Genomic DNA, 21,676 nt, shown 5'->3' with positions numbered 1-21,676 from the left:
AACCACTAATAACTATTATTATGAACAAGGGAAAAATTAAACAAGTTATCGGCGCGGTCGTGGACGTGGCTTTTACTGAAAAATTGCCCGGGATTTACAATGCTCTAAAAGCCAAAATGCCAAATGGTCAAACTTTGGTTTTGGAGGTTCAGCAGCATTTGGGCAGTAGCTTGGTGAGAACCGTTGCCATGGGTACGACTGATGGTTTAAAGCGAGATCAGGAAATAGTCGATACCGGCGAGCCGATAGTTATGCCGGTTGGTGACGAAGTTCTTGGCAGGATGTTTAATGTTTTGGGTGAACCGTTGGACAATAAAGAACCGGTCAGTGTAAAAAAATATTATCCGATTCATCGCGCGGCTCCAGAGTTTAAAGAGCAATCAGGAAAAGTAGAAATATTAGAAACCGGTATTAAAGTTATTGATTTGATTTGTCCTATCGTCAAAGGCGGCAAGGTCGGTTTGTTTGGCGGCGCCGGCGTAGGTAAAACCGTGGTGATTCAGGAATTGATTCGTAACATCGCCCAGGAGCACGGTGGTTACTCTGTTTTTGCCGGTGTGGGTGAACGCTCCAGGGAAGGCAACGATTTATATCGCGACATGGAAGCTTCCGGCGTGTTGGAAAAAACCGCCTTGGTTTTTGGTCAAATGAACGAACCGCCGGGAAGTCGTCTGCGAGTCGCCTTATCTGGTTTAACATTAGCCGAATATTTCCGGGATGAAAAAAATCAAGACGTTTTGTTGTTTATAGATAATATTTTTCGTTTTACTCAAGCGGGTTCAGAAGTGTCAGCTTTGCTTGGTCGTATTCCGTCAGCTGTCGGTTATCAGCCGACACTAGCTACTGAAATGGGTGAACTGCAGGAAAGAATCACTTCTACCCCTAAAGGATCGATTACCTCTATGCAGGCGGTTTACGTTCCAGCTGACGATTTGACTGATCCGGCGCCAGCTACCACTTTTGGTCATTTGGATTCGACCGTGGTGCTATCTCGTTCGCTGTCCGAGCTTGGTATTTATCCTGCCGTTGATCCTCTGGATTCCACTTCCACTATTCTCGATCCGCTGATTGTCGGACAAGAGCATTATAATGTGGCTCGTATGGTGCAAAAAGTCTTACAGCGCTATAAAGATTTGCAGGATATTATCGCGATTTTAGGTATGGAAGAACTTTCTGACGAGGACAGAATCGCCGTTTCTCGCGCTAGGAAAATCCAGAAATTTTTGTCCCAGCCGTTTTTTGTGGCGGAGACTTTTACCGGCACAGAAGGTCGTTACGTAACGTTAAAGGAAACCATTCGTGGTTTTAAAGAAATTTTGGACGGTAAACACGACGACAAACCAGAGCAGTCTTTTTACATGAAAGGTAGTATTGATGAAGTGAAATAGGGGGTTAGGAAGTCAGGATGTTAGAAATATGCCTAACCACTAAAGACTAACTACTGTTTATTATGAAAAAAATAAAATTCGAAATTACCACTCCGGAGCGCAAGGTTTACTCGCAAGAAGTCGACCAGGTTACTATTCCGACCGTGCAAGGGGAAATTACGGTACTACCAGGGCACATTCCTTTGGTTTCGGCTGTTTTACCGGGAGAACTGCGTACTGTCAAAGACGGTGAGGAAGCGATATTTGCCATCGCCGGTGGTTTTATTGAAGTATTGCCAGATAAGGTGACTATCCTTGCTGACAGCGCCGAATATGCCGAAGAAATAGACGAGAAGCGAGCCGAAGAAGCGAAAGCCAGGGCGGAAAAGTTGCTTTCCGAAAAACGTTTCGATTCCGAAGAGTTTGCCGCGCTGAGCGCCCAAATCGAAAGAGAGTTGGTGCGGATTAAGGTTGCCAAAAAGAAAAAATACCGCAATTTACCAAACCAACCGTTAGATAAATAGTCTGCGTTGACCAAGACATTAATTTATAATAATCTAAAATAATTTATCAATATGTCACACAACTGTAGGAATATTTTAGTTCGATGCATGGATTTTCGGCTGCACGAAGCAATCGAAAAATGGCTTGTAATTCATAGTTATGTCGGTGATATCGATTTAGTGTCTGTCGCCGGCGCTTGTAAAACTTTTGTCGCCGATCCCGACAGTGTTGAAGCCGGTTTTCTTTTTCGGCAGATCGAGTTGTCACACGAATTACACGGTAGCAATCGAGTGATTCTTACTCAGCACGAAGACTGTGGCGCTTATGGCGGGACGGCGGCGTTTGCTTCGACCGAAGATGCCAAAAAGTATCTGGTTGATGACATGCGCAAGTTGAAAGAAAAGATTAGCGCCAAGTGGCATGGTATGGACGTCCAAATGCTCTGGATCTATCAGAAAGACGGTGGATGGGATTTCGAAGAAGTTTCCTAAAATCTCTAACAATCGTCCTTAGAAATAAGGACGATTTTTTTACAATAAAAAAATCGGGCACTGCATTTAGCGCCCGATTTGTTAATGTTTATTGGCTGAGAGAAAAGTCTACTAAGCGTAACTCATCGTCATTCATCTGTTTGACCGAGTCGGTCATCCAAATGACTTCGGTTTTTTTACCGATTTCGTCGAGCACCGCGCAGATGAAAAAGCCTTTCCCGCCGGGGTATTCGATTAAATAGCGAGGCATGGTACCAAATGTTTGTTGGATAATACTTCCTTTGGTAAGGATTTTATTTTGTTCGACCCGTCGTGCTTTGCTTTCAGCCCAATCAGCGATCGTGGGGTATCGTTTGTAATCAGTGCTGTTTTCAAGGTCGAACTCTTCTGGCAACATATACTGAGTGGCAGCGAACCAAAATTCTTTGTCAGAGAGGACAGCTGCCTTTTTTTCCAATTCCAAGATTTTTTGTTCTTGCCGACGCAGTAATTCTTTTTTTGCTTCGGTTTTCGCATCGCAAATTTTTGCTGCCAGATCGTCTCGAGAGGTTTTTACTTGTTTGCGGAGTTCCTGCGCCTTTTTTTCATGTTGGTGCTGAATTTTTTCTGCAAGTTTTTTACCTTGACCGCAGAATTTTTCGTACAATTTTTCCGTTTCCGGAAGAAGAAATTGTGGCATCTTGGCCACTCCTTTCGTGATAGTGCCAGTCCGTTAGGCTGGCGGTTTCAATGAACGCTCGTTAATCTTGTCAGCCTGCGCTTGGCAAACCTCCAAGATTGACGCCTGAGAATACTATACCTTATGATTTTGGGATAATATTGTCAATAGCACGGATTTATGAGAAGCGCTGAGTTGTCAGATATTTACCCGCAAGATATAATAAGCGCATGAATATAAATTTTGAAACAATCGATTTGATAATAGTATTGATAGTTTTGGCGTTTATTATTACTTTTTTGATTTCTTATAAAAGATTCTCACCCTGGATACCAACTGACAAAAAAGATTGGCAGCGGATTTTTGCTTTAGCGGAGTTCAAAGATTGTGACGTTTTTTACGATCTTGGCTGTGGTGCTGGAGCACTGGTCTTTGAAGTGAATAAGAGATTTGGTATTAAAACCGTCGGTATCGAAGTTTCCTTATTTATGTATTTGATTTGTCGGATCAGGCAAATATTTCACCCTAGCGAAAATTTGTTTTTCCGGCGAGATAATTTTTTTCACGTGGATTTATCCGAAGCGACAGTAGTGTATTTTTTTGGAATTCCTACTAATTTAGAAAATAATGAGCTCCCGGAAAAATTACGAAAAGAATTAAAACCCGGAACCAGGGTGATTTCTTACGCCTTTGCTATTCCAGGCTGGACGCCGACCAGTATTGATCGTCAATCTCCGGATGGAGTGTCGATTATCATATACAAATTGTAAAAACAGTAATTTTTTTGACGGGGAAAACTGCCGTTTTTTGCGGTTGCTTTTTTATGAAAAATTATCTAAAGTACTTTAATGACCTTTTACAAATAAAGTGCTAATAACTGACGCAGAAAATAAATGCGTAGAAGGGGGTAGTCGTGGATGTTATCCCGCTAGGCGCGGTTGGTCAGGTAACTGGTTCTTGTACGCTGTTGGTTCATGCTGGCAGCGGCATACTGGTTGATATGGGGTCGCAACAGGGTAATGTTGCTAAAGCATATACCCACAACAGTTCTTTGGTTCATCAACTGGCTCGTTTGCAGGTGAATTTGAGGTACGTGTTGGTAACCCATTCACACATCGACCACAGCGGTCTTTTGCCGCTACTGCGAAAGAGGGGATTTCATGGTCAAGTGATTGTTTCTTCTCCGACTCGGGAATTGTTGCCCTTGATGTTGATCGATTCAGCCCGTATTGCCAAACAAGAAGCGTTGTGGCTGGAAAAACATCGGCGCAAACTAGATCAGGCTCGCCGACAGACCGGAGACCAAGACCTAAGAGGTAAAGGCAAAAAAGACAAGCCGCGGCACGATCGTCAAAATTCCAAGGGCGGAGGCATGTCGGAGGCCATTTATCCTCTTTATTCTGAACAGGACGTGGAATGGCTGACAGAGAGACTGGTTGATCGACCGCCAAATGAGTGGAAACCGTTAAAAGGCATGGCCGACGACATGGAGTTGAAGCTTCTGCCTACTGGTCATATTCTTGGGTCAGTGGCTTTTCTTATCCGTTGGCGCGAAGGAAGTCGTAAGCGTTCAATCTTGTTTACTGGCGATGTCGGACGGAAAAAGAACATGATTCTTTATCCGAGACAAGATTTCTTGGGCTTGCCGTCGGACGAAAGATTTCCTGATCTGGTGGTTACCGAGTCGACTTATGGAGCGGACCGCCACCTGTCGTTTGAAGTCTCAAAACAAGAAATGATCGAAAAAATTCGTCAAACACACGATCGTGACGGCAAGGTGCTGATCGCCGCTTTTTCTCTGGAGCGTACTCAGGAGCTGCTTTACATGCTCTATACGCTGCGTGAAGAAGGGGTAATACCGCAGATGCCTATTTATCTGGACAGTCCGTTGGCAATTAAAGTCAGCAACGTTTACTCTCAACTTGCCGGTTATTTGCGGGAGTTGCAGTATCCGGATTTTTTGACCAACGGCGGCATTACCCAGACCCTGGATAAAACCGAGTCGCAGCAGTTGAACGCTAAGCAGCGGGTTATTATCATGGCGGCGTCCGGCATGTGTGATGCCGGTCGAATTGTTCATCATTTGGCGAATGGCATTGACGATCCTCGTAATTTGGTGATTTTGACCGGATTTTCCGTTCGCGAATCTCGCGGTCGTAAAATCGCCATGTCTCAAAAGGGAACGCGGTTAAGGATTTACGGTCAGTCAAAAATTATCAGAGCCGATGTATTGACGCTTTTTGGCATCTCGGCTCACGAAGACGGACCCGGTATGGTGGATTTTTTGCGGCAGCATATTGATGAAAAAAACCGGGTTATGCTGCTTCATGGCGAGGCGGAAAACGCGCAAGCCTTGCGTCGTTTGCTTATCGCGGATCAATCAAGTCGTTTTCGTGATATTGGCAGACGAATTATCGTTCCCGAAGAAAAGGAGGATATAACCAAAATTTTATAACAATCAAATCCGGCGGGAGTTATCTCGCCGGTTTTTTTATGCAAAAAGAAAAGCGGATCCTTTCGAATCCGCTTGATGAATAATTTGTCGACAGCGACGCTATTTGCCGTTCCACTTTTGCTGCATGGCGGCGGCCATTTCGACCAAAGCCACCTTTTTTTGCTCGACATCTTTGGCTTCGTCGAGCACCGCCCGTCGACCGCAGGCGTCGCACTGGACTTCGTTCGCGCCTTTGCGGGCACGGGTTGCCGTGCCGCAGATGCAAACGTACCAGCGCTTACCCTGGGGGATGAAAGCGGCGTCGGTCGACTCGAGACCGAGCCACATGACCGCCGCTTCGAACATTTTGTGGGTAATGCCCCACATTTCCGGACGCTCGCTGATTTTGTTTGCCTCCAGAACCAACGCCTTGAACATTCGGTGCGCGTCGGCGCTGAGACGGTTGACGCCCACGTTGAGCGATTTTGCGCTGGCGAAGTCGCGGAATTGCGAAAACAGTTTCCGTTCGCGGATTTTCGCCGCGATTTTTTCGATCACCTGCGCTTCCTCGACTTTGAACCCGAGTGCCACGATCGGCGCCAGGCGCATTTCCTCGGCGCGCTGGACCGCCTTCTCTTCGGCGGTCAGGTTTTTTTGCAGCCGCACGAATAGGGCGCCGCGCTCCGGGTCTTTGGGTTTGTTGTCGTGGACAACGTCCACGAGCCACCGTTCGCCGTCGTCAGGCAGGGGTGATGTCCACAAAACGTTTTTTTTGCCAGCTTTGATCGATTCGACGTGACGGTGATAGCCGTTCACGAAGACGATTTTGTTTCGTCTTTTTTTGTCTTTCTGGATTTTGCCCATGATGTTGTCGCCGTCCTTTTGGAAGACGACAACGATCATGTCGTTGGTTTTTTTGGCGACCGGCACGGTGATCGTGCCCGGGGTGGCGGTGATTGTTGTGATCGCGACCATTCTCTTTACCTCCTTAGTTCTGAAAGTTCTGAAAAAAAATATTGGTTGTCAATTTTCAAATCTTTATATAATAGCATTTTAGAATATTTTTGTCAATAGTAAAAAGAAATAGTAAATAAAGGGTGATTTTTTGTTGTGGATAAGTATTCTTGACGTTCGGTTTTTGTTCGGTATAATAGAAGTATGAATCACCGGGTGATGATTGGCGGTTAGCAAATAATAAATAATTAGGCCCACTAATTTGTCTTGGCACGAGCGAAGACGATTTAAAAAAAGCTAGCCGCTAAAAATCAAAAGTTGATTCTGTCCCTAACCCCCAACTACTAACTACCATCTACCAATATGGGTCTCACCAAAAAACAACAAGAAATAATCGAATACATCCGTGATTTTATTATTGCCCATAGTTACTCTCCTAGCTTTCGTGAAATTGCCAGTCATTTTAAGCTTTCTTCAGTAGCAACGGTTGCCCAGCATATTGAGGCGTTGGAGAAAAAGGGCTTGCTGCGTCGTTCGACTAATGAGGCCAGGTCGATAGAGCTGATTTCGGTGGAAAGCGATGATATAAATATTACCGAGATAGTTAATTTACCTTTGATGGGTCTGATTGCTGCCGGTGAACCGATAGAAGCGATAGCTAATCCCGAGCCGATAGCCATTCCGGCAAATTTAGTACTTCATAAAGAAAATTCTTATGTCTTGCAGGTAAAAGGCAGCAGTATGATCGAAGACGGGATCTTGGACGGCGACTACGTAGTGGTAGAGCGCAATCCTAGCCCTAACAACGGTGACACAGTAGTAGCGCTGCTTGATAACGCCTATGCCACACTAAAAAGATTTTATCGGGAAGTCGGCAGGATTCGTCTGCAACCGGCCAACAAAGACATGGACCCGATTTACGTCAAAGATCCGTTGATTCAGGGCGTGGTCAGGGCGGTAATAAGAAATTATAAAACGGTGTAACTTTATATAAAGAAAAACCCACCAGGACGAGAGTCGGTGGGTTTTATATTTTGCTAGTAGCGCAGCAACTTTTTGGTATTGGCGAACCAAATTGTCGCCCGCTGTTTTTTGTTACAGTGTGGGCAGGTGCAGGTGATAACGCAACCCGCAACTATTTTTTTGATAATTTCTTTTGTTGCCACCGCTGTTTTGGTATCGGCGGCAAATTCGCGGCGGCAATGACTACAACTGATGATCAGAGCTTTCATTTTTTTTTGATTCACTCCTGTTTCAGGCGTTCCTGATGTTGGTCGATAAAATTGATCAGACCATTGACGCCGTTGGTTGCGATAACGTCGCCATTTACTTTGTCGTTGAATAACTTTTTTTCTTTCTCCGTCAAGGCAAAGGCGTTGATATTTTTTTCCTGCAAATTACGAACGATCAGATCCGCCGCCGCTTTACTGACCGGTTGCAGCATTTGTCCGGTTTGAGAGTGAAATCCCGGACGGTTGTAAAGTTCAAAACGTCCGTTTTGGTCTTGGCTGAACCAGTACATTGCCTCGCCGGTTCGCGGATCAAACAGTTGGATCTCGGCATAAGGGATGATTTTTGTCGCCCGTTCCGGTAGGGCGACCGCTGTCGTCACCGGTTTCACCAGTGTGGCGTAAACCGGATGGACTTTGTACTTGCAGTTGACGTATTCGATATCGCCCCCGGGTATTTGGGCGTAACATTTTACCGCTTTGCCGTTTTGGTCAAAGTTTGGCTCGACCGCCATGATAAAAAGCATGACGTAATAACTGATCATGACGACGGCTAAAATCGCTATTCCTGCCGGGCGATTTTTGCGGGTGATATGCATTCCGTAGAGCACTACTACGGCCATGACAACAGCAATAGCATTGGCAAGGTAGACGTTCATATTGGTCTGTCCTACGATTTTGTCGGCGATCCATGGATAGACCGTGATTAGGACAAGCAGCGAGTCCAGTCCGGCGATAAAGACAAAAACGACTAATGCGGCTGCTAAAGAAATTATCGCCAGGGCGATTTTTGCCGGTTTGGCACTGGCGCTGTACATAATTTTGAGCAGTACACCGCTGGCCGCCAGCAGCAAGCCAAAAGATGATAGCCAGATTCTGCCGAATTTTGCGCCGATTACCGTGATAATCAAGGCGATGATTAACGAGATGGCAAAACCAGTATTTGTTTTAACCCATTGAATATTCATTGTTGTTCCTCGCTTTTTTGGTTATTCGTGTCGTTTATTCTGCAGGTTTTTCGACCAGGTCAGGAAAATTTTTTCTTCATTCGAGACTGTCGGCTGTCCGCTGCGGTATCGGCGGTCCGGAACTACCCGAGCCGTGGGGTACGAGATGTGGCGGTCCCGTGACAGCATCGCGATTTATTTGTTGCTGATTTTTTGTTTGTTCCTGAATCTTTTCCCACGATTGTTGCTTTAACTTTTCCAGGTCCTCAGCTGGAAGGTTGGTGAATTTCGGCATTATTTCATTGCCTTGATTTTTCCCGTACCTCTGACTGAATTCTTTTAAGGTTTCGCGGAGGTTCTGCAGGTTACCTTCATTGTTGAGAACTTCACTGGCGGTAATGCCAGCGTCGAGCTGCCTTTTCACCGACAGTAAATTTTCGTTGGAACTTTTGGACTCAAAGATGTATTGGTTTATGTAATCAATATATCCCTGGTTGGCGGCGATGCATTGCAGTCTGTTGTTTGCCTTTTGACTATTTACAGCCTGCTGGTAAGTTTCGATTCCTTCTTCTTTTTTTATTTTATTCAGTTCCATCTGGCATTCTTTGGCCGCTGATTTTAAGGATTGGAGAGCACCTTCGGCCTTATTGATTTCTTGGTTGATTTTTGTCATAGTTGATTCAATTTCTTGTTTGTTTCTCCTCAATTCGTCGCGCAGACTGTTTTGCTGAGCAGTCTGGTCGTCTTTTTTTATTTTTTTATCTTTACAAGCCGTGGCTCCTACTGCCAGCGATAGAATTGTTGCCATGATAAAGAGATGAGCAAGAAATCTGAAGAAACTGTTGTTTTTTTTACCCACGATGTTTTCTCCTTCGTTTAAAGCAGTGTTTCCCAGGATTGACGTTTGTCAGGTGACCGACGGTGTGGTCTTGAAAGTAGTTGTAGATACCGGAAATACCCAGCCAGATCAGATAAGGGGCGCCAAAAATACCTAAAATTACCAGAGAAGGGTCGTTAAAAAAATCATTGGTGTTTTTATTTTTTTCCCCTCATGTTTGAATTCTCCTTTTTTATCCCTTATTTTAAGGGGTTTTGTCAAAGTTCTATTTCAATATGTTATACGTCTTTCACTTTAAAAAGTCAACAGTGTTTAGACTATGAAAAATAGCCAAGACTGTGCTAAAATATTGGCAGTATGGAAACCAAAGAAATAACTAAAAATCTTAATTTGGAGCAAAAAGAAGCAGTCACTTATGGCGACGGTCCGGTGTTGATTGTAGCTGGTGCTGGAACTGGTAAAACCACGGTGATTACTCAGAGAATCGCTTGGTTGATTTTGGAAGGTAAAGCTAAACCCGAAGAAATACTGGCGGTTACTTTTACGGAAAAAGCCGCCGCAGAAATGGAAGAGCGAGTCGATCAGCTTTTACCTTATGGTTATATTGATTTGTGGATTTCTACCTTTCATTCTTTTTGTGAAAAAATCCTCAAGCAACACGCGTTAGATATCGGTTTATCCAATGATTTTCAGATCCTTGATGATACGGCGCAATGGTTGTTAGTGCGGGAGAATCTCGATCGGTTTAATCTGGATTACTACCGACCGTTGGGAAATCCCACTAAATTTATTCATGCGTTACTTAAACATTTTTCCCGCGCCAAAGACGAAGTGATTCGACCGCAAGATTATTTGGAATATGCCGAAAAATTGAAGATCAATTTGGATGGTATGGAGAGTACAAAAGGAAAAGTATCGGTTAAAGCAATTAGAGATAAAAAGAAGAAAATAGAGGAAGAAAAAAATGATGATAATTTGGAGGTAAAAAGGATCAACGAAGTAGCAGAAGCGTATCATGTTTATCAGCAGTTGTTGTTAGAAAATAACGCGTTTGATTTTGGTGATTTGATCAACTATACGCTCAAACTTTTTCAGGATCGACCAAAAATTTTAAAAAGATATCAGGAGCAGTTTAAGTATGTTTTGGTTGACGAGTTTCAGGACACTAACTGGGCGCAGTATCAGTTGATTAAGCTTCTAGCCGAGCCGCAAAATAACGTTACCGTGGTTGGCGATGACGATCAAGCTATTTACCGTTTTCGCGGCGCTTCGATTTCCAATATTTTGGAATTCAAAAGTGATTATCCAGAGTCCAGAGAAATAGTGTTGACTCAAAATTATCGTTCGGCGCAAATTATCCTAGATGCCGCTTACGATTTTATTCAGCATAACAACCCCAATCGTCTAGAATGTAAGCTTAACGAGTCGGAGGAAATTTTAGCTCAAGCCAAGAAAAAAGGTGTAGACGTAAAGAGGTTCAAAAAAATTGATAAAAAATTAGTTTCACCAACTAAGATCAAAGGCGCTATCGAACATTTATCTTTCAAAACTGCCAGTCAGGAAGTCGACGGTGTGATTAAAAAGATTTTAGAATTAAAAAAAGCAGACAAAGATTTACTTTGGTCTGATTTTGCTATATTAGTTCGTGCCAATAGTCACGCCAAACCTTTTAATAGTGCCTTGGCGCGGGTTGGTATTCCGTTTCAGTTTTTGGCTTTACGCGGACTTTATTCCAAGGATATTATTTTAGATGTTTTAGCTTATTTTAACTTGCTGGATAATTATCATGAGAGTCCGGCGGTTTGGCGGGTATTAAATTTTCCAGTGTTCAATATTTCCAATCAAGATCTGGTTGAACTCTCGCATCAAGCATATTACAAAGGTTGGTCGTTATTTGAGAGTTTGCAAAAAGCGGCGTTGAATAATAAGTTGTCGCCAAAAACCGTAGAAGAGGTTAGTAGGATTTTGACTCTCATTGAGCGGCACAGTCATCTGGCGCGAGAAAAAACCGTTGGTGAGTTGCTTGTTACTTTTTTGACCGATATCGGTTACCTGGAATATCTAAAGGATCATGAAGATACTGTAGGTAGAGAGGGATTAGATTATTTACGGCAGTTTTATAATAAAATAAAGGCTTTTGAGCAGGAAAGTGATCCGGCAACACTGAAGCAATTTATGCAGAAAATTAGATTGGAGTTGGAGGCTGGCGATGAAGGGTCACTGCAATTAGACATGGAAGCCGGACCAGATGTGGTGCGGGTAATGACCGTGCATGGATCAAAGGGTTTGGAGTTTAAGTATGTTTTTATCGTCAATATGGTGCAGTTGCGCTTTCCGACTCCGGAGCGCGAAGATGCTATAGAAATACCGGATGAGCTAATAAAAGAAGTTTTGCCGGAAGGCGATGTTCATTTACAAGAAGAACGGCGGTTGTTTTATGTAGCGATGACTCGGGCTAAAACCGGATTATTTTTTACTTCAGCGCAAGATTATGGCGGGGCACGACGCAAAAAGATGTCAAGATTTTTGGATGAAATCGGTTATAAAAGTGAAGTTAATGAAGATAAAAAAGTAATCAAAGAAAAAATCGATGACATTAAATATAACGTGACAAAAAAAGAGAAAGTGTTTTATTTGCCGATTCCCAAAAAATTTCCTTTTTCGCAACTGTCATCCTTTGATAAATGTCCATTGCAGTACAAATACGCCTATATTCTCAAGATTCCTACTTTTGGTAAGCCCAGCTTTAGCTTTGGTTCAACTATCCATAATACGCTGCAAAAATTTTTTGAAAAAATGGTTCAAGGCGGCGGCGGTCAAGTTGATTTGTTTGGTGAAAGTAAAAATAGCAAGGAGCCAAAAATCCCGTCGTTAGAAGTATTACTTGATTTGTATGAAAATTGTTGGATAGACGCGTGGTATCCAGATCCTGATATTAAAAAGAAATATAAAGAAAAGGGTCGGAAGATATTGAAAGAATATTATCAGGTGATCAAGGAGACCAAGCCACAACCGTTGCGGTTGGAAAGTCCTTTTGTTATTAAGGTCGGACCTTATAGTATTTCTGGTAGAGTTGATCGTATCGATCAGATCGCCGATGGTGTGGAAATTATCGACTACAAAACCGGTCAGGCTAAAACCGAAGCCAAAGATGATGACAAAAATCAACTTTTGATTTATCAGTTAGCTGCCGAAGAGTCTTTCGGACTAAAGCCGACTAAATTGACTTATTATTATATTGAAGACGGTAAGCCGGTTTCTTTTGTTGGTTCGGTAAAAGATAAAAATGATATAAAAGAAAGAATTATCGAAATAGTCGACAAAATTAAACAATCCGATTTTTCACCGACGCCCGGTTGGCCTTGCAAATTTTGTGATTATCGTAATATTTGCCAATACCGCGAATAGCAAAAAAATAGGGTTAAGATGAAGTCTGGACGACCCTTAACCCTTTGTGGCTAATTCACGTAATTTTATAACAGTGCCTAGGGGAAAGCATGGCGGGACTTTAGATATACGAAGATATTTACAAGTATTACATATTTAAGATTTTAAAACAAGATGGACTCGATAAAAAACATATTACCAAGGGTTGTTAAAAAAGCCGGAGTGGCAAAACAGGTGGAGGCATCAATGGTGGTTAACGCTTTTGCTCAGGTAGTGCGTGGATTTTTGTCTTCTGCTGCGGAGAAAAAAGCCAAGGCTTTATATCTGAAAGACAAGACTTTGACCGTGGCTTGTCTTTCTTCGGTTGTTGCTCAAGAATTACAGCTCCATCAAAAAAAGGTTATTAATCAGGTAAATAAGATAATGGGGGAGGAGATTGTGGAAAAGCTGAGGTTTTTAAGTTAGCGGTGGCTGTTTTGGTTTTTAATCAGCTCGGCTTGTTTTGACCGTTTTTTTTTGTTAAACTATAACAAGTTACACAGACCTTGATTAAAAAGGACTTTTTTGATTTATGACTCTTGGCAAGTATATTTTTTCGATGATTTTTGTCTCGGCGATATGTTGGGGTTGCTGGATTGTGGTTTTGTATATGATCGATCCGTTTAATGCCGGAGTGCTTGGTTTCGTCTTTTTTTACCTTACTTTTGCTTTTGCTTTAACCAGTTCATTTTCGGTTTTTGGTTTGGTTTTTAGACTTTGGTTTGTAAAAAATCAATTAGCAGTAAAACAAGTTGCCACGGCTTTGCGGCAAGGGATCTGGTTTGCTTTGTTAGTGATTGTTTCTTTGATTTTATTTAGTCATAGTTTGCTTTTTTGGTGGAATGGACTATTGTTGATTGCGATTTTGGCAATGCTGGAATTTTTCTTTTTATCCAAGGACCACCGTGATCATGTCAGTAGTTTTGATTCAAACGGCTATTAATTATTAATATTTTTATGTTACAGTCAAAGCTTTTTACTAAGACGTTAAAAGACGCGCCAAAAGATGAGTCCTCAATTAATGCGCAATACTTGATTCGCGGTGGTTTTATTAATAAAGAAATGGCGGGGGTGTATTCTTATTTGCCGCTAGGTTTACGAACATTAAATAATATTTGTCATATTATCCGTGAAGAAATGAATGCCGCTGGTGGGCAGGAAATATACATGACTGTTTTGCAAGATAAAGAAACTTGGGAAAAAACCGGACGCTGGAGCGATGAAGTGGTTGATAATTGGTTTAAGACTTCCTTGAAAAATGGTACTGAATTGGGTTTGGGTTTCACCCATGAGGAGGCGATCGCTAAAATCATGAAAAATTATATTTCTTCGTACAAGGATTTACCTTTTTACGCTTATCAAATACAAAATAAATTTAGAAATGAGGCTAGAGCTAAATCCGGTTTAATGCGCGGGCGAGAATTTTTAATGAAAGACCTTTATTCTTTTTCTAAAAGTAAGGAGGAGCATGAATTATTTTATGAAAAGATGAAAGATGTATATATGAGAGTATTTTCTCGTTTAGGAATGGGCGGCAGGACCTATGTTACTATTTCCTCTGGTGGTTCTTTTTCTAAATATTCTTACGAATTCCAAACGCTTTGCGAGGCGGGCGAGGATTCAATTTATATTATCGACGAGGCTAAAAAAATTGCCGTTAATAAAGATGATTTTAACCAGGAAGTGATCGCTGATTTCGGATTAAAGTCTGACTATAAAGATTGGGTTGAAAAAAAATCAATCGAAGTTGGCGACATCTATTCCCTGGGCTATAAATATTCGGAAGCGTTTAACCTTACTTACAAGAATGAGGCAGGAGAAAACCAAATGGTCTACATGGGGTCTTACGGTATGAGCCCTTCTCGCTTGATGGCAACCGTGGTCGAATTAAATCACGATGATAAAGGTGTCATTTGGCCGATTGCCGTTGCACCTTTTCACGTTCATCTTATTGGTTTGAATTTAGACAGCGAAGAGATTAAGACAAAAGCCATGGCGGTTTACGATGATTTACAAAAGAAGAGAATTGAGGTAATATTTGACGACCGAATTGATGTTTCCGCCGGGGTAAAATTTGCCGAAGCTGATTTGCTGGGAATGCCGTTTAGAGCCGTAATTTCTGCTAAAACCGGCAATAAAATAGAGGTTAAAGAACGGGGAAAGAAAGAAGTGGAATTAATAGAATTACCACAGTTGATTGAACGCATAAAGTCAAAAATTTAAACTATGTTTTTAATCGATAGATTGTTGGGATATTTTTCCAAAGATTTAGGTATTGATCTGGGAACAGCCAATACCTTAGTTTATGTTATGGGTAAAGGCATTGTTATTAACGAGCCTTCCGTCGTCGCAATCAATAATCGTACCGAACAAATCGTGGCGGTCGGAGCCAATGCTCAAAAAATGATTGGTAAGGCGCCACCGCATATCACTGTTTCTCGACCATTGGTCAATGGTGTTATTTCTGATTTTGAAGTTGCCGAAAAAATGCTAAAATTTTTTATTGACCGTGTTCACTCGGAAAGTTTTTCCTTGTTTCCCCGACCGCGAGTGGTTATTGGTGTGCCTCTTGATATTACCGAGGTGGAGCGTAAAGCGGCTGAAGACGCCGTACTGGCGGCAGGAGCACGGCAAGTCTTTTTAGTTGAAGAAGCGATGGCGGCGGCTATCGGCGCGCGTATGCCGGTTCAAGAAGCGATCGGCAACTTGGTGGTCGATATCGGTGGTGGTACTACTGAAATTGCGGTTATTTCTTTAGGTGGTATAGTAACCTCCAGAGTAATTACCGTGGCAGGAGATGAAATGAACAGAAATATTGTTCAGTATGCTAGAGAAAATTTCAATCTTCTTTTGGGAGAGCCTGTTGCCGAAGAAATAAAAAAACGTATTGGTTCGGCAGGAGAGCTAAAAGATAAGTTAGATATGGAAATGCGCGGTAGGGATCTCGTTTCCGGGTTGCCCAAGGAAATTATGGTTACTGACGGGCAAATACGTGAAGCCTTGTCTCGTTCAGTAAAAATTATTATTGAAAATATCAAAGCGGCGTTAGAGATAACCCCGCCTGATTTGGTGGCTGATATTTATGAGAGAGGTATGGTTTTGACTGGTGGCGGAGCATTACTAAAAAATTTAGATAAAATAATTTCTAAAGCGACTCAGATACCCGTACGCGTGGCTGACGACCCGTTAACTTGCGTAGCTCGCGGAACGGGAATGATTTTAGAAGATTTGGAAAACCTCAAAGATCTGTTGATCCCCTTGACCACCGATGAATAATTTTTGAATTAAAACAAAAAATAGTTTATGTATCAAGTGGGGTATAAACGGATAACTAAATGGTGGATAGCTATCGGGGTGATAGCGTTATTATTTGTTTTTTTATATTTTAGCGGTGGGTTAAGTTATATTGTCGGTTTTATTTCCAGGATTTTTTCACCGGTTCAGACTGGTTTTTATACTGCAGCCACTGCAGTCGGTAGCGGTAAGAGTAAAAGAGATTTAATATTGGAAAACCAAGAATTGCAGAAGAAAATAGAGCAAATTACCCTTGATTCTTCTCAATTAAAAAATTTGGAAATAGAAAATCAAATCTTGAGAGAGCAACTTAATTTTTTAGAAGGACAGCAGTATAAATATATTTTATCCCGTGTTGTTTCTCGTTCGGCAGCAAGTAATCTTTCTGCGGTTATTATCAATAGAGGCAAGAATAATGGTGTGGTAGAAGGTTCCCCAGTGATCGCCGGTGAGGGGATTTTGATCGGACGTATCATCGAAGTTGAAGATAATTTTTCAACCGTTATGTTATTAAATGACGACCAGGTTCGCGTTGCTGCTACAATTCAAAACCAGGAGCAAACTCTAGGTGTGGTTGAAGGTGAACACGGTTTGAGCGTAAAGATGGAAATGATTCCCCGCGATGAAAATGTCAAAGTAGGTGATACTATTATTACTTCTGGCTTGCAATATAGAATTCCTCAAGGCTTATTGATTGGTAGTGTGGAAAAGATTGATACTACTTCTAGTGAACTTTTTTCTCGGGCCTATATTAATCCTCTTGTTGATTATAGACAGCTTAATATTGTAACGGTTTTGGTTTTATAAAATATGTTGAAGAAAAATGTTATAAAATTTTTTTTGTATTTTATTTTAGTAATTATTACAACGCTTTTTCAATTAAGCTTTATAGAAGCGCTACCCGTTCCTTGGAATCATTTTAACGTTGTCGTGCCGTTGTTATTCTTTTTTACCTTGATGATAAATTATCGTTTGGGGCTATGGTCGGCTATGATCTCGGCGATGGTATTAGAAATGTATTCGCCGCTTGTTTTCGGAAATATATTGTTGCCGTTAATTTTTTCTTTAATTTTAATAAATTTTGTTTTTTCTTTATTGTTTACCAACAGGTCTTTGTTCTCTTTACTGATTCTTAGTAGTGTTGGTTTTGTCTGTTTTAATTTTTTAAATTTTATTTACGTAAATATTTTTTATTATTTTGGTATTTCTAATTTAGAGATATCTTTAACCGGCGGATATCTAAGCGGTGTATTTTTGCAGCTATTTTTTAGCATTATATTTTTAGGGGTTTTATTTACCCTATTAAGAATTTTTAGTAAAAGATTTCGTTCAGTATTTTTGGTTAGCGGGCGAAGATAACTCATGTTATATGGATAATCCTTTTAGTATTCGCGAAGATAGAATTTCAAAACCTTTTTTAAGTCGGGATAAGAGAATATCTTGGACAGAGGGTATGTTCGAAGAAAACGGTGATCAAAAAATCAAAATAGATCGTCCGGAAGCTGCTTTTTTGGGTCTAAGTATCAGTCCTGGCAGATTGAAATTATTTGGGATAATTTTAGTTTTTTTTATTTTGATTTTGATTGGTCGTAGTTTTTATTTGCAAATTATTGAGGGTCGTTACTACCATGATTTAGCGGAAGGAAATCGTATAAAAATAATTACGGTTAAGGCTAAAAGAGGAGTCGTTTTTGATCGTAACGGAAAACAACTGGTAAAAAACATACCAAGCTATAATTTACTTTTAATACCAGCGGAATTACCCAAAGAAAAAGATCGGATGGAAAATGTTTTAGAAAGAACAGCTGGTTTAGCAGGTGTTAGTATTGATGAAATAAAGGAGAAGATCGACGCCAATAAAAAATATCCTTATCAGCCGATAGTTTTAAGGCAAGGTATAGATTATGGTCAGATTATTCAATTTACCATCAATCAATTTGATCTGCCGGGAGTTTTGTTGGAAGAAGGTGCGCAGAGACAATATTTATTAAGTGATGGCGATAAAAAAACCATTTCCTTATCGCATGTTTTTGGTTATACTGGCTTTTTGACTCAGGAAGAATATGAAGAAAAGCGCAGTCATGATTATTTTTTAAATGACAGCATCGGAAAAACCGGCTTGGAATTAGTTAACGAAAAAGAACTGAGAGGGAATAACGGTAAAAAACAAGTAGAGGTTGATGCTCGGGGTAGGGAAGTGCAAACAATAACTGAAAATTCAGCTAAAGCGGGTAGGGATTTGACTCTTAATATTGATTATGAATTACAGGCTAAGGCAGAGGAGGCGTTACAGAGTATTCTGACGCAATATAATAAAAAACGTGGGGCAGTTGTTGCTCTTGATCCGCGAAACGGGAAGGTTTTAGCGCTTGTTTCCTTGCCGGCTTACAACGCCAATGATTTTGCCGCAGGAATATCTAGCGCTAAATACGCCGAGCTTTTAGCTGATCAAAATAAACCAATATTCAATCGCGTGGTATCTGGTGTTTATCCTTCCGGTTCAACTATCAAGCCGGTGATGGCGACCGCCGCTTTAAGTGAAAATATAATTACGGCTAACACCAGTTTTAATAGTACCGGTGGTATCAGTATAGGACAGTGGTTTTTTCCCGATTGGAAAGCTGGCGGTCATGGTATAACTAATGTTTATAAAGCCATTGCCGAGTCAGTTAATACGTTTTTTTATATGATTGGAGGAGGCTTTCCTACTGGTGGCAATCCTACCGCTGGTTATGAATTTAACGGTTTGGGTCCGGAAAAAATAGCTGAGTGGTTGGAAAAATTTGGCTTAGGAAAAAAATCCGGTATTGATTCAAATAATGAGGCAGACGGTTTTGTACCAACAGTGCAATGGAAAAATGAAACCGCTAAAGAACAGTGGTATTTGGGTGATACTTACAATTTATCTATTGGACAGGGTAATTTGCTGGTTACGCCGATTCAGGTGGCAAATTGGACGGCTATTATTGCTAACGGTGGAACGATGTATCAGCCGCAAATAGTAGGTAGTATCGGAGAGGAAAATATTTCACCATTGGTTGTCAGCTCTAATATAGCTCCAGCGCAAAATTTAGCAATTGTACGTCAGGGTATGCGTGAAGCCGTGCTTGCTGGTTCGGCCAGGTCTTTTGCCGAGTTACCAATCAAAGTGGCGGCAAAAACCGGTACAGCGCAATGGAACAGTAATAAAGCTAATCACGCTTGGTTTACCTGCTTTGCTCCATACCGCGATCCACAAATTGTTATTACTGTGTTGGTCGAAGAAGGTGAAGAGGGCAGCCGCACAGCAGCGGCAGTAGCTAGAGAATTAATGAGATTTTATGCCACTGACTTTCAAAAATAAATTTTATTTATCGGTAGTTTTTTTGATCATTGTTGTTTTCTTAGTTTTATTTGTCAAACAAAATTTTTTTGAAAAAAATCACTATGGCACAGTGAGAATAGGTGGTAGAAATATCGCGGTAGAGATCGCCGATAATACAACCAGGAGGAATAAAGGTTTGTCTGGTAGAGCAAAGCTAGATTCTAATACTGGAATGTTATTTATTTATCCTGATTATGCAATCCGCTCTTTTTGGATGAAAAACATGTTTTTTTCTTTAGATATAATTTGGATTAAAGATAATAGAATAGTAGGTGTAGAAAAAAATGTTTCGCTACCAATAGGCGCTTATATTCCCGTTGTTAAATCTTCGGATCCGGTTAATGCTGTTTTGGAAGTAAATGCTGGTTTTTGTGAGAAAAATAATATAAAAATAGGGGATGCCGTTAGTTTGTTGACAGGGGAAAAATAATGGTTTATAATACGCCCATATGAAAATTGCAGTAATAAAAACCGGCGGCAAACAATATACTGTAGCTGCCAAAGATAAAGTCAAAATTGAGAAAATTAACGCCAAACAAGGCGATAATTTTGAGTTTAACGATGTTTTACTTGTAGCTGACGGTGATGACGTGAAGGTGGGAAAACCAGTGGTTAGCGGGGCAAAGGTCATTGCTAAAATTGTAAAACAAGGTCGAGCTGAAAAGGTTTCCGTTGTGAAATATAAGAGAAAAACTCGTTACCGCAAAAATGTCGGTCATCGTCAGAGTTTCACCGAAATCCAAATCGAAAAAATTGACTAAAATAAAAACACCCCCGACTATGGGGGTGTTTTTAGTAACCCGATGATTATGGGGTGATTTTTTTTAAAAAATATTAGCGGTGATTGGCGGTGAGTCTTTATATAAAATATCTCAATTTAAACATTTTTTGTTGTTAACCGTCTGGCGCAATAGGCGTGATTTGGCTTGGTTTTTAGCATTATATCGTTCCGGGACGTTTATGGACCTCAATTATCGTGCTATAATAAAATTTAAGGAATGCGAGACTGTCTTATTTCTACCTTTTCGCTATCAATTTTTGAATAAAATAGACTAAGGTTTTAATTTTGCATACCAGGCTATAAAACAAAAAAATAATTTTTGTATATGAACAAAAAAACTGTTATTTCTACTACAGATAATACGATTCTTAAGCTAAGGGTTTCGGCTAAAAAGAAAGAGAAGACTAGGAGTAAATTGGTTGTTACCGCTAAACAACTAGCCGTAACTGCTAAGGAAAAGGAAACTGTCAGAAACAAACTGGTAACAACGGCAAAGAAATTGGCTATGACCGCCAAAGAAGCAGAAAGTGTCAGACGCAAACTCGCGATAGTGGCTAAGGAAAAGGAAACTGTCAGAAACAAACTGGTAACAACGGCCAAACAACTAGCGGTAATTGCCAAAAAAACTGAATTAATAAATAAAGAACTGCGTTCACTTGACGTAGCAAAAGATGAATTTGTTTCTATTGCTTCGCATCAGCTTCGTACGCCCCTTACTGCTTTAAAGGGATATGTTGGCATGCTTCTCGATGAGGATGTTGGACCGATTAATGACAAACAACGCGAATATCTTGTGGAAATAAAAAATGCCAATGACAGAATGATTGGTCTTATAACCGCACTTCTTAATGTTTCGAGAGTTGATCTGGGCGTCTTTATCGTTGAACCAGAACAGTTAAATCTTAAAAAGGTAGCAGAAGATGTTTTGAAGGATCTTGGCATGAAGATCGAGGGAAAAAAGTTGCAGATAGAGACACATTTTGAGAAAAATGTTCCTTTGATTAATGCTGATCCAAATATCATTCAGATGATTTTTCAAAATTTGCTCACAAACGCTGTTAAATATACTCCGTCAGGAGCAAAAATAAGTATTAGTGTAAAAAAGGATGGATCCGATTTTATCATTTCAGTTGCTGACACTGGTTATGGTATTCCCAAAGCTGTACAATCGAAGATTTTTACAAAAATGTTTCGAGCTGATAATGCGCGAGTAAAGGATCCTGATGGTACCGGTCTTGGGCTATATATAATTAAATCAACGCTTGAAAAAACGGGTGGAAAAATTTGGTTCGAGTCAACAGAAAATAAAGGGTCAACATTTTATGTTACCATTCCGCTTAAGGGTATGGAAAAGAAAGAGGGAACAAAAAGGTTAGAATTAAAATAAAA

General features: G+C 40.9%; 23 protein-coding genes. 18 read left to right on the top strand and 5 right to left on the bottom strand.

The features are described 5' to 3' along the window. The first annotated feature begins 20 nt into the window (after nt 1-20). From atpD to WC310_04685, 3 genes are all read left to right on the top strand, one after another. Nucleotides 21-1,388 (top strand): F0F1 ATP synthase subunit beta, encoded by a 1,368-nt coding sequence (atpD, locus tag WC310_04695; GenBank protein ID MFA5359084.1) that lies wholly within the window; start codon nt 21-23, stop codon nt 1,386-1,388. 62 nt (nt 1,389-1,450) lie between these two features. Continuing rightward, nucleotides 1,451-1,891, top strand: coding sequence for a F0F1 ATP synthase subunit epsilon (locus tag WC310_04690; protein MFA5359083.1), 441 nt, complete (start codon nt 1,451-1,453; stop codon nt 1,889-1,891). A 51-nt stretch (nt 1,892-1,942) separates the two neighbouring features. Continuing rightward, entirely contained in the window at nt 1,943-2,362 is a 420-nt protein-coding gene (locus tag WC310_04685; protein MFA5359082.1) for a carbonic anhydrase, read from the top strand. 88 nt (nt 2,363-2,450) lie between these two features. Here WC310_04685 and WC310_04680 read toward each other — a convergent pair whose 3' ends face one another. Further along, nucleotides 2,451-3,041 (bottom strand): hypothetical protein, encoded by a 591-nt coding sequence (locus tag WC310_04680; protein ID MFA5359081.1) that lies wholly within the window; start codon nt 3,039-3,041, stop codon nt 2,451-2,453. 209 nt (nt 3,042-3,250) lie between these two features. Between WC310_04680 and WC310_04675 the strand changes: the two genes are divergently transcribed. Together WC310_04675 and WC310_04670 are read left to right on the top strand one after the other, a co-directional pair. Continuing rightward, nucleotides 3,251-3,790, top strand: coding sequence for a hypothetical protein (locus WC310_04675; GenBank protein ID MFA5359080.1), 540 nt, complete (start codon nt 3,251-3,253; stop codon nt 3,788-3,790). 143 nt (nt 3,791-3,933) lie between these two features. Continuing rightward, nucleotides 3,934-5,475, top strand: coding sequence for an MBL fold metallo-hydrolase (locus tag WC310_04670; protein MFA5359079.1), 1,542 nt, complete (start codon nt 3,934-3,936; stop codon nt 5,473-5,475). A 99-nt stretch (nt 5,476-5,574) separates the two neighbouring features. On the opposite strand, the gene WC310_04665 is transcribed toward WC310_04670, so the two are convergent. Next, nucleotides 5,575-6,429, bottom strand: a complete 855-nt coding sequence (locus WC310_04665) for a hypothetical protein (protein MFA5359078.1) — start codon at nt 6,427-6,429, stop codon at nt 5,575-5,577. Nucleotides 6,430-6,771: 342 nt separating this feature from the next. Here WC310_04665 and lexA point away from each other — a divergent pair, with 342 nt between their 5' ends. After that, nucleotides 6,772-7,392 (top strand): transcriptional repressor LexA, encoded by a 621-nt coding sequence (gene lexA, locus WC310_04660; GenBank protein MFA5359077.1) that lies wholly within the window; start codon nt 6,772-6,774, stop codon nt 7,390-7,392. Between the two features lie 53 nt (nt 7,393-7,445). Here the strand turns inward: lexA and WC310_04655 are convergent, their stop codons facing one another. The 3 genes from WC310_04655 to WC310_04645 all read right to left on the bottom strand — a co-directional run bounded on the left by WC310_04655 (nt 7,446) and on the right by WC310_04645 (nt 9,443). Then, nucleotides 7,446-7,640 carry a hypothetical protein gene (locus WC310_04655; protein MFA5359076.1) on the bottom strand — a complete coding sequence of 65 codons (195 nt, stop codon included), beginning with the start codon at nt 7,638-7,640 and terminating at the stop codon, nt 7,446-7,448. Between the two features lie 11 nt (nt 7,641-7,651). After that, nucleotides 7,652-8,605, bottom strand: a complete 954-nt coding sequence (locus WC310_04650) for a hypothetical protein (protein MFA5359075.1) — start codon at nt 8,603-8,605, stop codon at nt 7,652-7,654. A 76-nt stretch (nt 8,606-8,681) separates the two neighbouring features. Next, nucleotides 8,682-9,443, bottom strand: coding sequence for a hypothetical protein (locus WC310_04645; GenBank protein MFA5359074.1), 762 nt, complete (start codon nt 9,441-9,443; stop codon nt 8,682-8,684). A 1-nt stretch (nt 9,444) separates the two neighbouring features. Here WC310_04645 and WC310_04640 point away from each other — a divergent pair, with 1 nt between their 5' ends. The 12 genes from WC310_04640 (at nt 9,445) to WC310_04585 (ending at nt 21,674) form a co-directional block, all read left to right on the top strand. Beyond that, nucleotides 9,445-9,579: a hypothetical protein gene (locus WC310_04640; GenBank protein ID MFA5359073.1), complete on the top strand. Its 135-nt coding sequence runs from the start codon at nt 9,445-9,447 to the stop codon at nt 9,577-9,579. Nucleotides 9,580-9,779: 200 nt separating this feature from the next. Then, nucleotides 9,780-12,830 carry an ATP-dependent DNA helicase gene (locus tag WC310_04635; protein ID MFA5359072.1) on the top strand — a complete coding sequence of 1,017 codons (3,051 nt, stop codon included), beginning with the start codon at nt 9,780-9,782 and terminating at the stop codon, nt 12,828-12,830. Between the two features lie 153 nt (nt 12,831-12,983). Next, on the top strand, nt 12,984-13,274 hold the full coding sequence (locus tag WC310_04630) for a DUF721 domain-containing protein (GenBank protein MFA5359071.1): 291 nt from the start codon (nt 12,984-12,986) through the stop codon (nt 13,272-13,274). Between the two features lie 106 nt (nt 13,275-13,380). Continuing rightward, nucleotides 13,381-13,791 (top strand): hypothetical protein, encoded by a 411-nt coding sequence (locus WC310_04625; protein MFA5359070.1) that lies wholly within the window; start codon nt 13,381-13,383, stop codon nt 13,789-13,791. A gap of 14 nt (nt 13,792-13,805) precedes the next feature. Next, nucleotides 13,806-15,071: an aminoacyl--tRNA ligase-related protein gene (locus tag WC310_04620; GenBank protein MFA5359069.1), complete on the top strand. Its 1,266-nt coding sequence runs from the start codon at nt 13,806-13,808 to the stop codon at nt 15,069-15,071. Nucleotides 15,072-15,074: 3 nt separating this feature from the next. Then, entirely contained in the window at nt 15,075-16,124 is a 1,050-nt protein-coding gene (locus WC310_04615) for a rod shape-determining protein (protein ID MFA5359068.1), read from the top strand. 27 nt (nt 16,125-16,151) lie between these two features. Then, a complete protein-coding gene (mreC, locus tag WC310_04610) occupies nt 16,152-16,949 on the top strand; it encodes a rod shape-determining protein MreC (GenBank protein MFA5359067.1) in 798 nt (265 codons plus the stop codon). Nucleotides 16,950-16,952: 3 nt separating this feature from the next. After that, a complete protein-coding gene (locus tag WC310_04605; GenBank protein MFA5359066.1) occupies nt 16,953-17,501 on the top strand; it encodes a hypothetical protein in 549 nt (182 codons plus the stop codon). A 10-nt stretch (nt 17,502-17,511) separates the two neighbouring features. Further along, nucleotides 17,512-19,485 (top strand): penicillin-binding protein 2, encoded by a 1,974-nt coding sequence (mrdA, locus tag WC310_04600; GenBank protein MFA5359065.1) that lies wholly within the window; start codon nt 17,512-17,514, stop codon nt 19,483-19,485. Beyond that, a complete protein-coding gene (locus tag WC310_04595) occupies nt 19,463-19,936 on the top strand; it encodes a DUF192 domain-containing protein (protein ID MFA5359064.1) in 474 nt (157 codons plus the stop codon). The genes mrdA and WC310_04595 overlap by 23 nt, the downstream gene beginning before the upstream one ends. 19 nt (nt 19,937-19,955) lie before the next feature. Further along, nucleotides 19,956-20,267 carry a 50S ribosomal protein L21 gene (rplU, locus tag WC310_04590; protein ID MFA5359063.1) on the top strand — a complete coding sequence of 104 codons (312 nt, stop codon included), beginning with the start codon at nt 19,956-19,958 and terminating at the stop codon, nt 20,265-20,267. A gap of 345 nt (nt 20,268-20,612) precedes the next feature. Next, nucleotides 20,613-21,674 (top strand): HAMP domain-containing sensor histidine kinase, encoded by a 1,062-nt coding sequence (locus tag WC310_04585; protein ID MFA5359062.1) that lies wholly within the window; start codon nt 20,613-20,615, stop codon nt 21,672-21,674. Nucleotides 21,675-21,676: the final 2 nt, after the last annotated feature.

It is taken from the genome of Patescibacteria group bacterium, assembly GCA_041653535.1.
Classification (GTDB): Bacteria; Patescibacteriota; Patescibacteriia; order JACRDY01; family JACRDY01; genus JBAZFH01.
This window is presented reverse-complemented; position numbering and strand designations above follow the sequence as displayed.

Excerpts from the sequence above, each read along its gene's own strand:
- atpD (MFA5359084.1), top strand. The coding sequence starts at position 21 with ATGAACAAGGGAAAAATTAAACAAGTTATCGGCGCGGTCGTGGACGTG.
- WC310_04690 (MFA5359083.1), top strand. The coding sequence starts at position 1,451 with ATGAAAAAAATAAAATTCGAAATTACCACTCCGGAGCGCAAGGTTTAC.
- WC310_04685 (MFA5359082.1), top strand. The coding sequence starts at position 1,943 with ATGTCACACAACTGTAGGAATATTTTAGTTCGATGCATGGATTTTCGG.
- WC310_04680 (MFA5359081.1), bottom strand. The coding sequence starts at position 3,041 with ATGCCACAATTTCTTCTTCCGGAAACGGAAAAATTGTACGAAAAATTC.
- WC310_04675 (MFA5359080.1), top strand. The coding sequence starts at position 3,251 with ATGAATATAAATTTTGAAACAATCGATTTGATAATAGTATTGATAGTT.
- WC310_04665 (MFA5359078.1), bottom strand. The coding sequence starts at position 6,429 with ATGGTCGCGATCACAACAATCACCGCCACCCCGGGCACGATCACCGTG.
- lexA (MFA5359077.1), top strand. The coding sequence starts at position 6,772 with ATGGGTCTCACCAAAAAACAACAAGAAATAATCGAATACATCCGTGAT.
- WC310_04655 (MFA5359076.1), bottom strand. The coding sequence starts at position 7,640 with ATGAAAGCTCTGATCATCAGTTGTAGTCATTGCCGCCGCGAATTTGCC.
- WC310_04650 (MFA5359075.1), bottom strand. The coding sequence starts at position 8,605 with ATGAATATTCAATGGGTTAAAACAAATACTGGTTTTGCCATCTCGTTA.
- WC310_04640 (MFA5359073.1), top strand. The coding sequence starts at position 9,445 with ATGTTTTCTCCTTCGTTTAAAGCAGTGTTTCCCAGGATTGACGTTTGT.
- WC310_04635 (MFA5359072.1), top strand. The coding sequence starts at position 9,780 with ATGGAAACCAAAGAAATAACTAAAAATCTTAATTTGGAGCAAAAAGAA.
- WC310_04630 (MFA5359071.1), top strand. The coding sequence starts at position 12,984 with ATGGACTCGATAAAAAACATATTACCAAGGGTTGTTAAAAAAGCCGGA.
- WC310_04625 (MFA5359070.1), top strand. The coding sequence starts at position 13,381 with ATGACTCTTGGCAAGTATATTTTTTCGATGATTTTTGTCTCGGCGATA.
- WC310_04620 (MFA5359069.1), top strand. The coding sequence starts at position 13,806 with ATGTTACAGTCAAAGCTTTTTACTAAGACGTTAAAAGACGCGCCAAAA.
- WC310_04615 (MFA5359068.1), top strand. The coding sequence starts at position 15,075 with ATGTTTTTAATCGATAGATTGTTGGGATATTTTTCCAAAGATTTAGGT.
- mreC (MFA5359067.1), top strand. The coding sequence starts at position 16,152 with ATGTATCAAGTGGGGTATAAACGGATAACTAAATGGTGGATAGCTATC.
- WC310_04605 (MFA5359066.1), top strand. The coding sequence starts at position 16,953 with ATGTTGAAGAAAAATGTTATAAAATTTTTTTTGTATTTTATTTTAGTA.
- mrdA (MFA5359065.1), top strand. The coding sequence starts at position 17,512 with ATGGATAATCCTTTTAGTATTCGCGAAGATAGAATTTCAAAACCTTTT.
- WC310_04595 (MFA5359064.1), top strand. The coding sequence starts at position 19,463 with ATGCCACTGACTTTCAAAAATAAATTTTATTTATCGGTAGTTTTTTTG.
- rplU (MFA5359063.1), top strand. The coding sequence starts at position 19,956 with ATGAAAATTGCAGTAATAAAAACCGGCGGCAAACAATATACTGTAGCT.
- WC310_04585 (MFA5359062.1), top strand. The coding sequence starts at position 20,613 with ATGAACAAAAAAACTGTTATTTCTACTACAGATAATACGATTCTTAAG.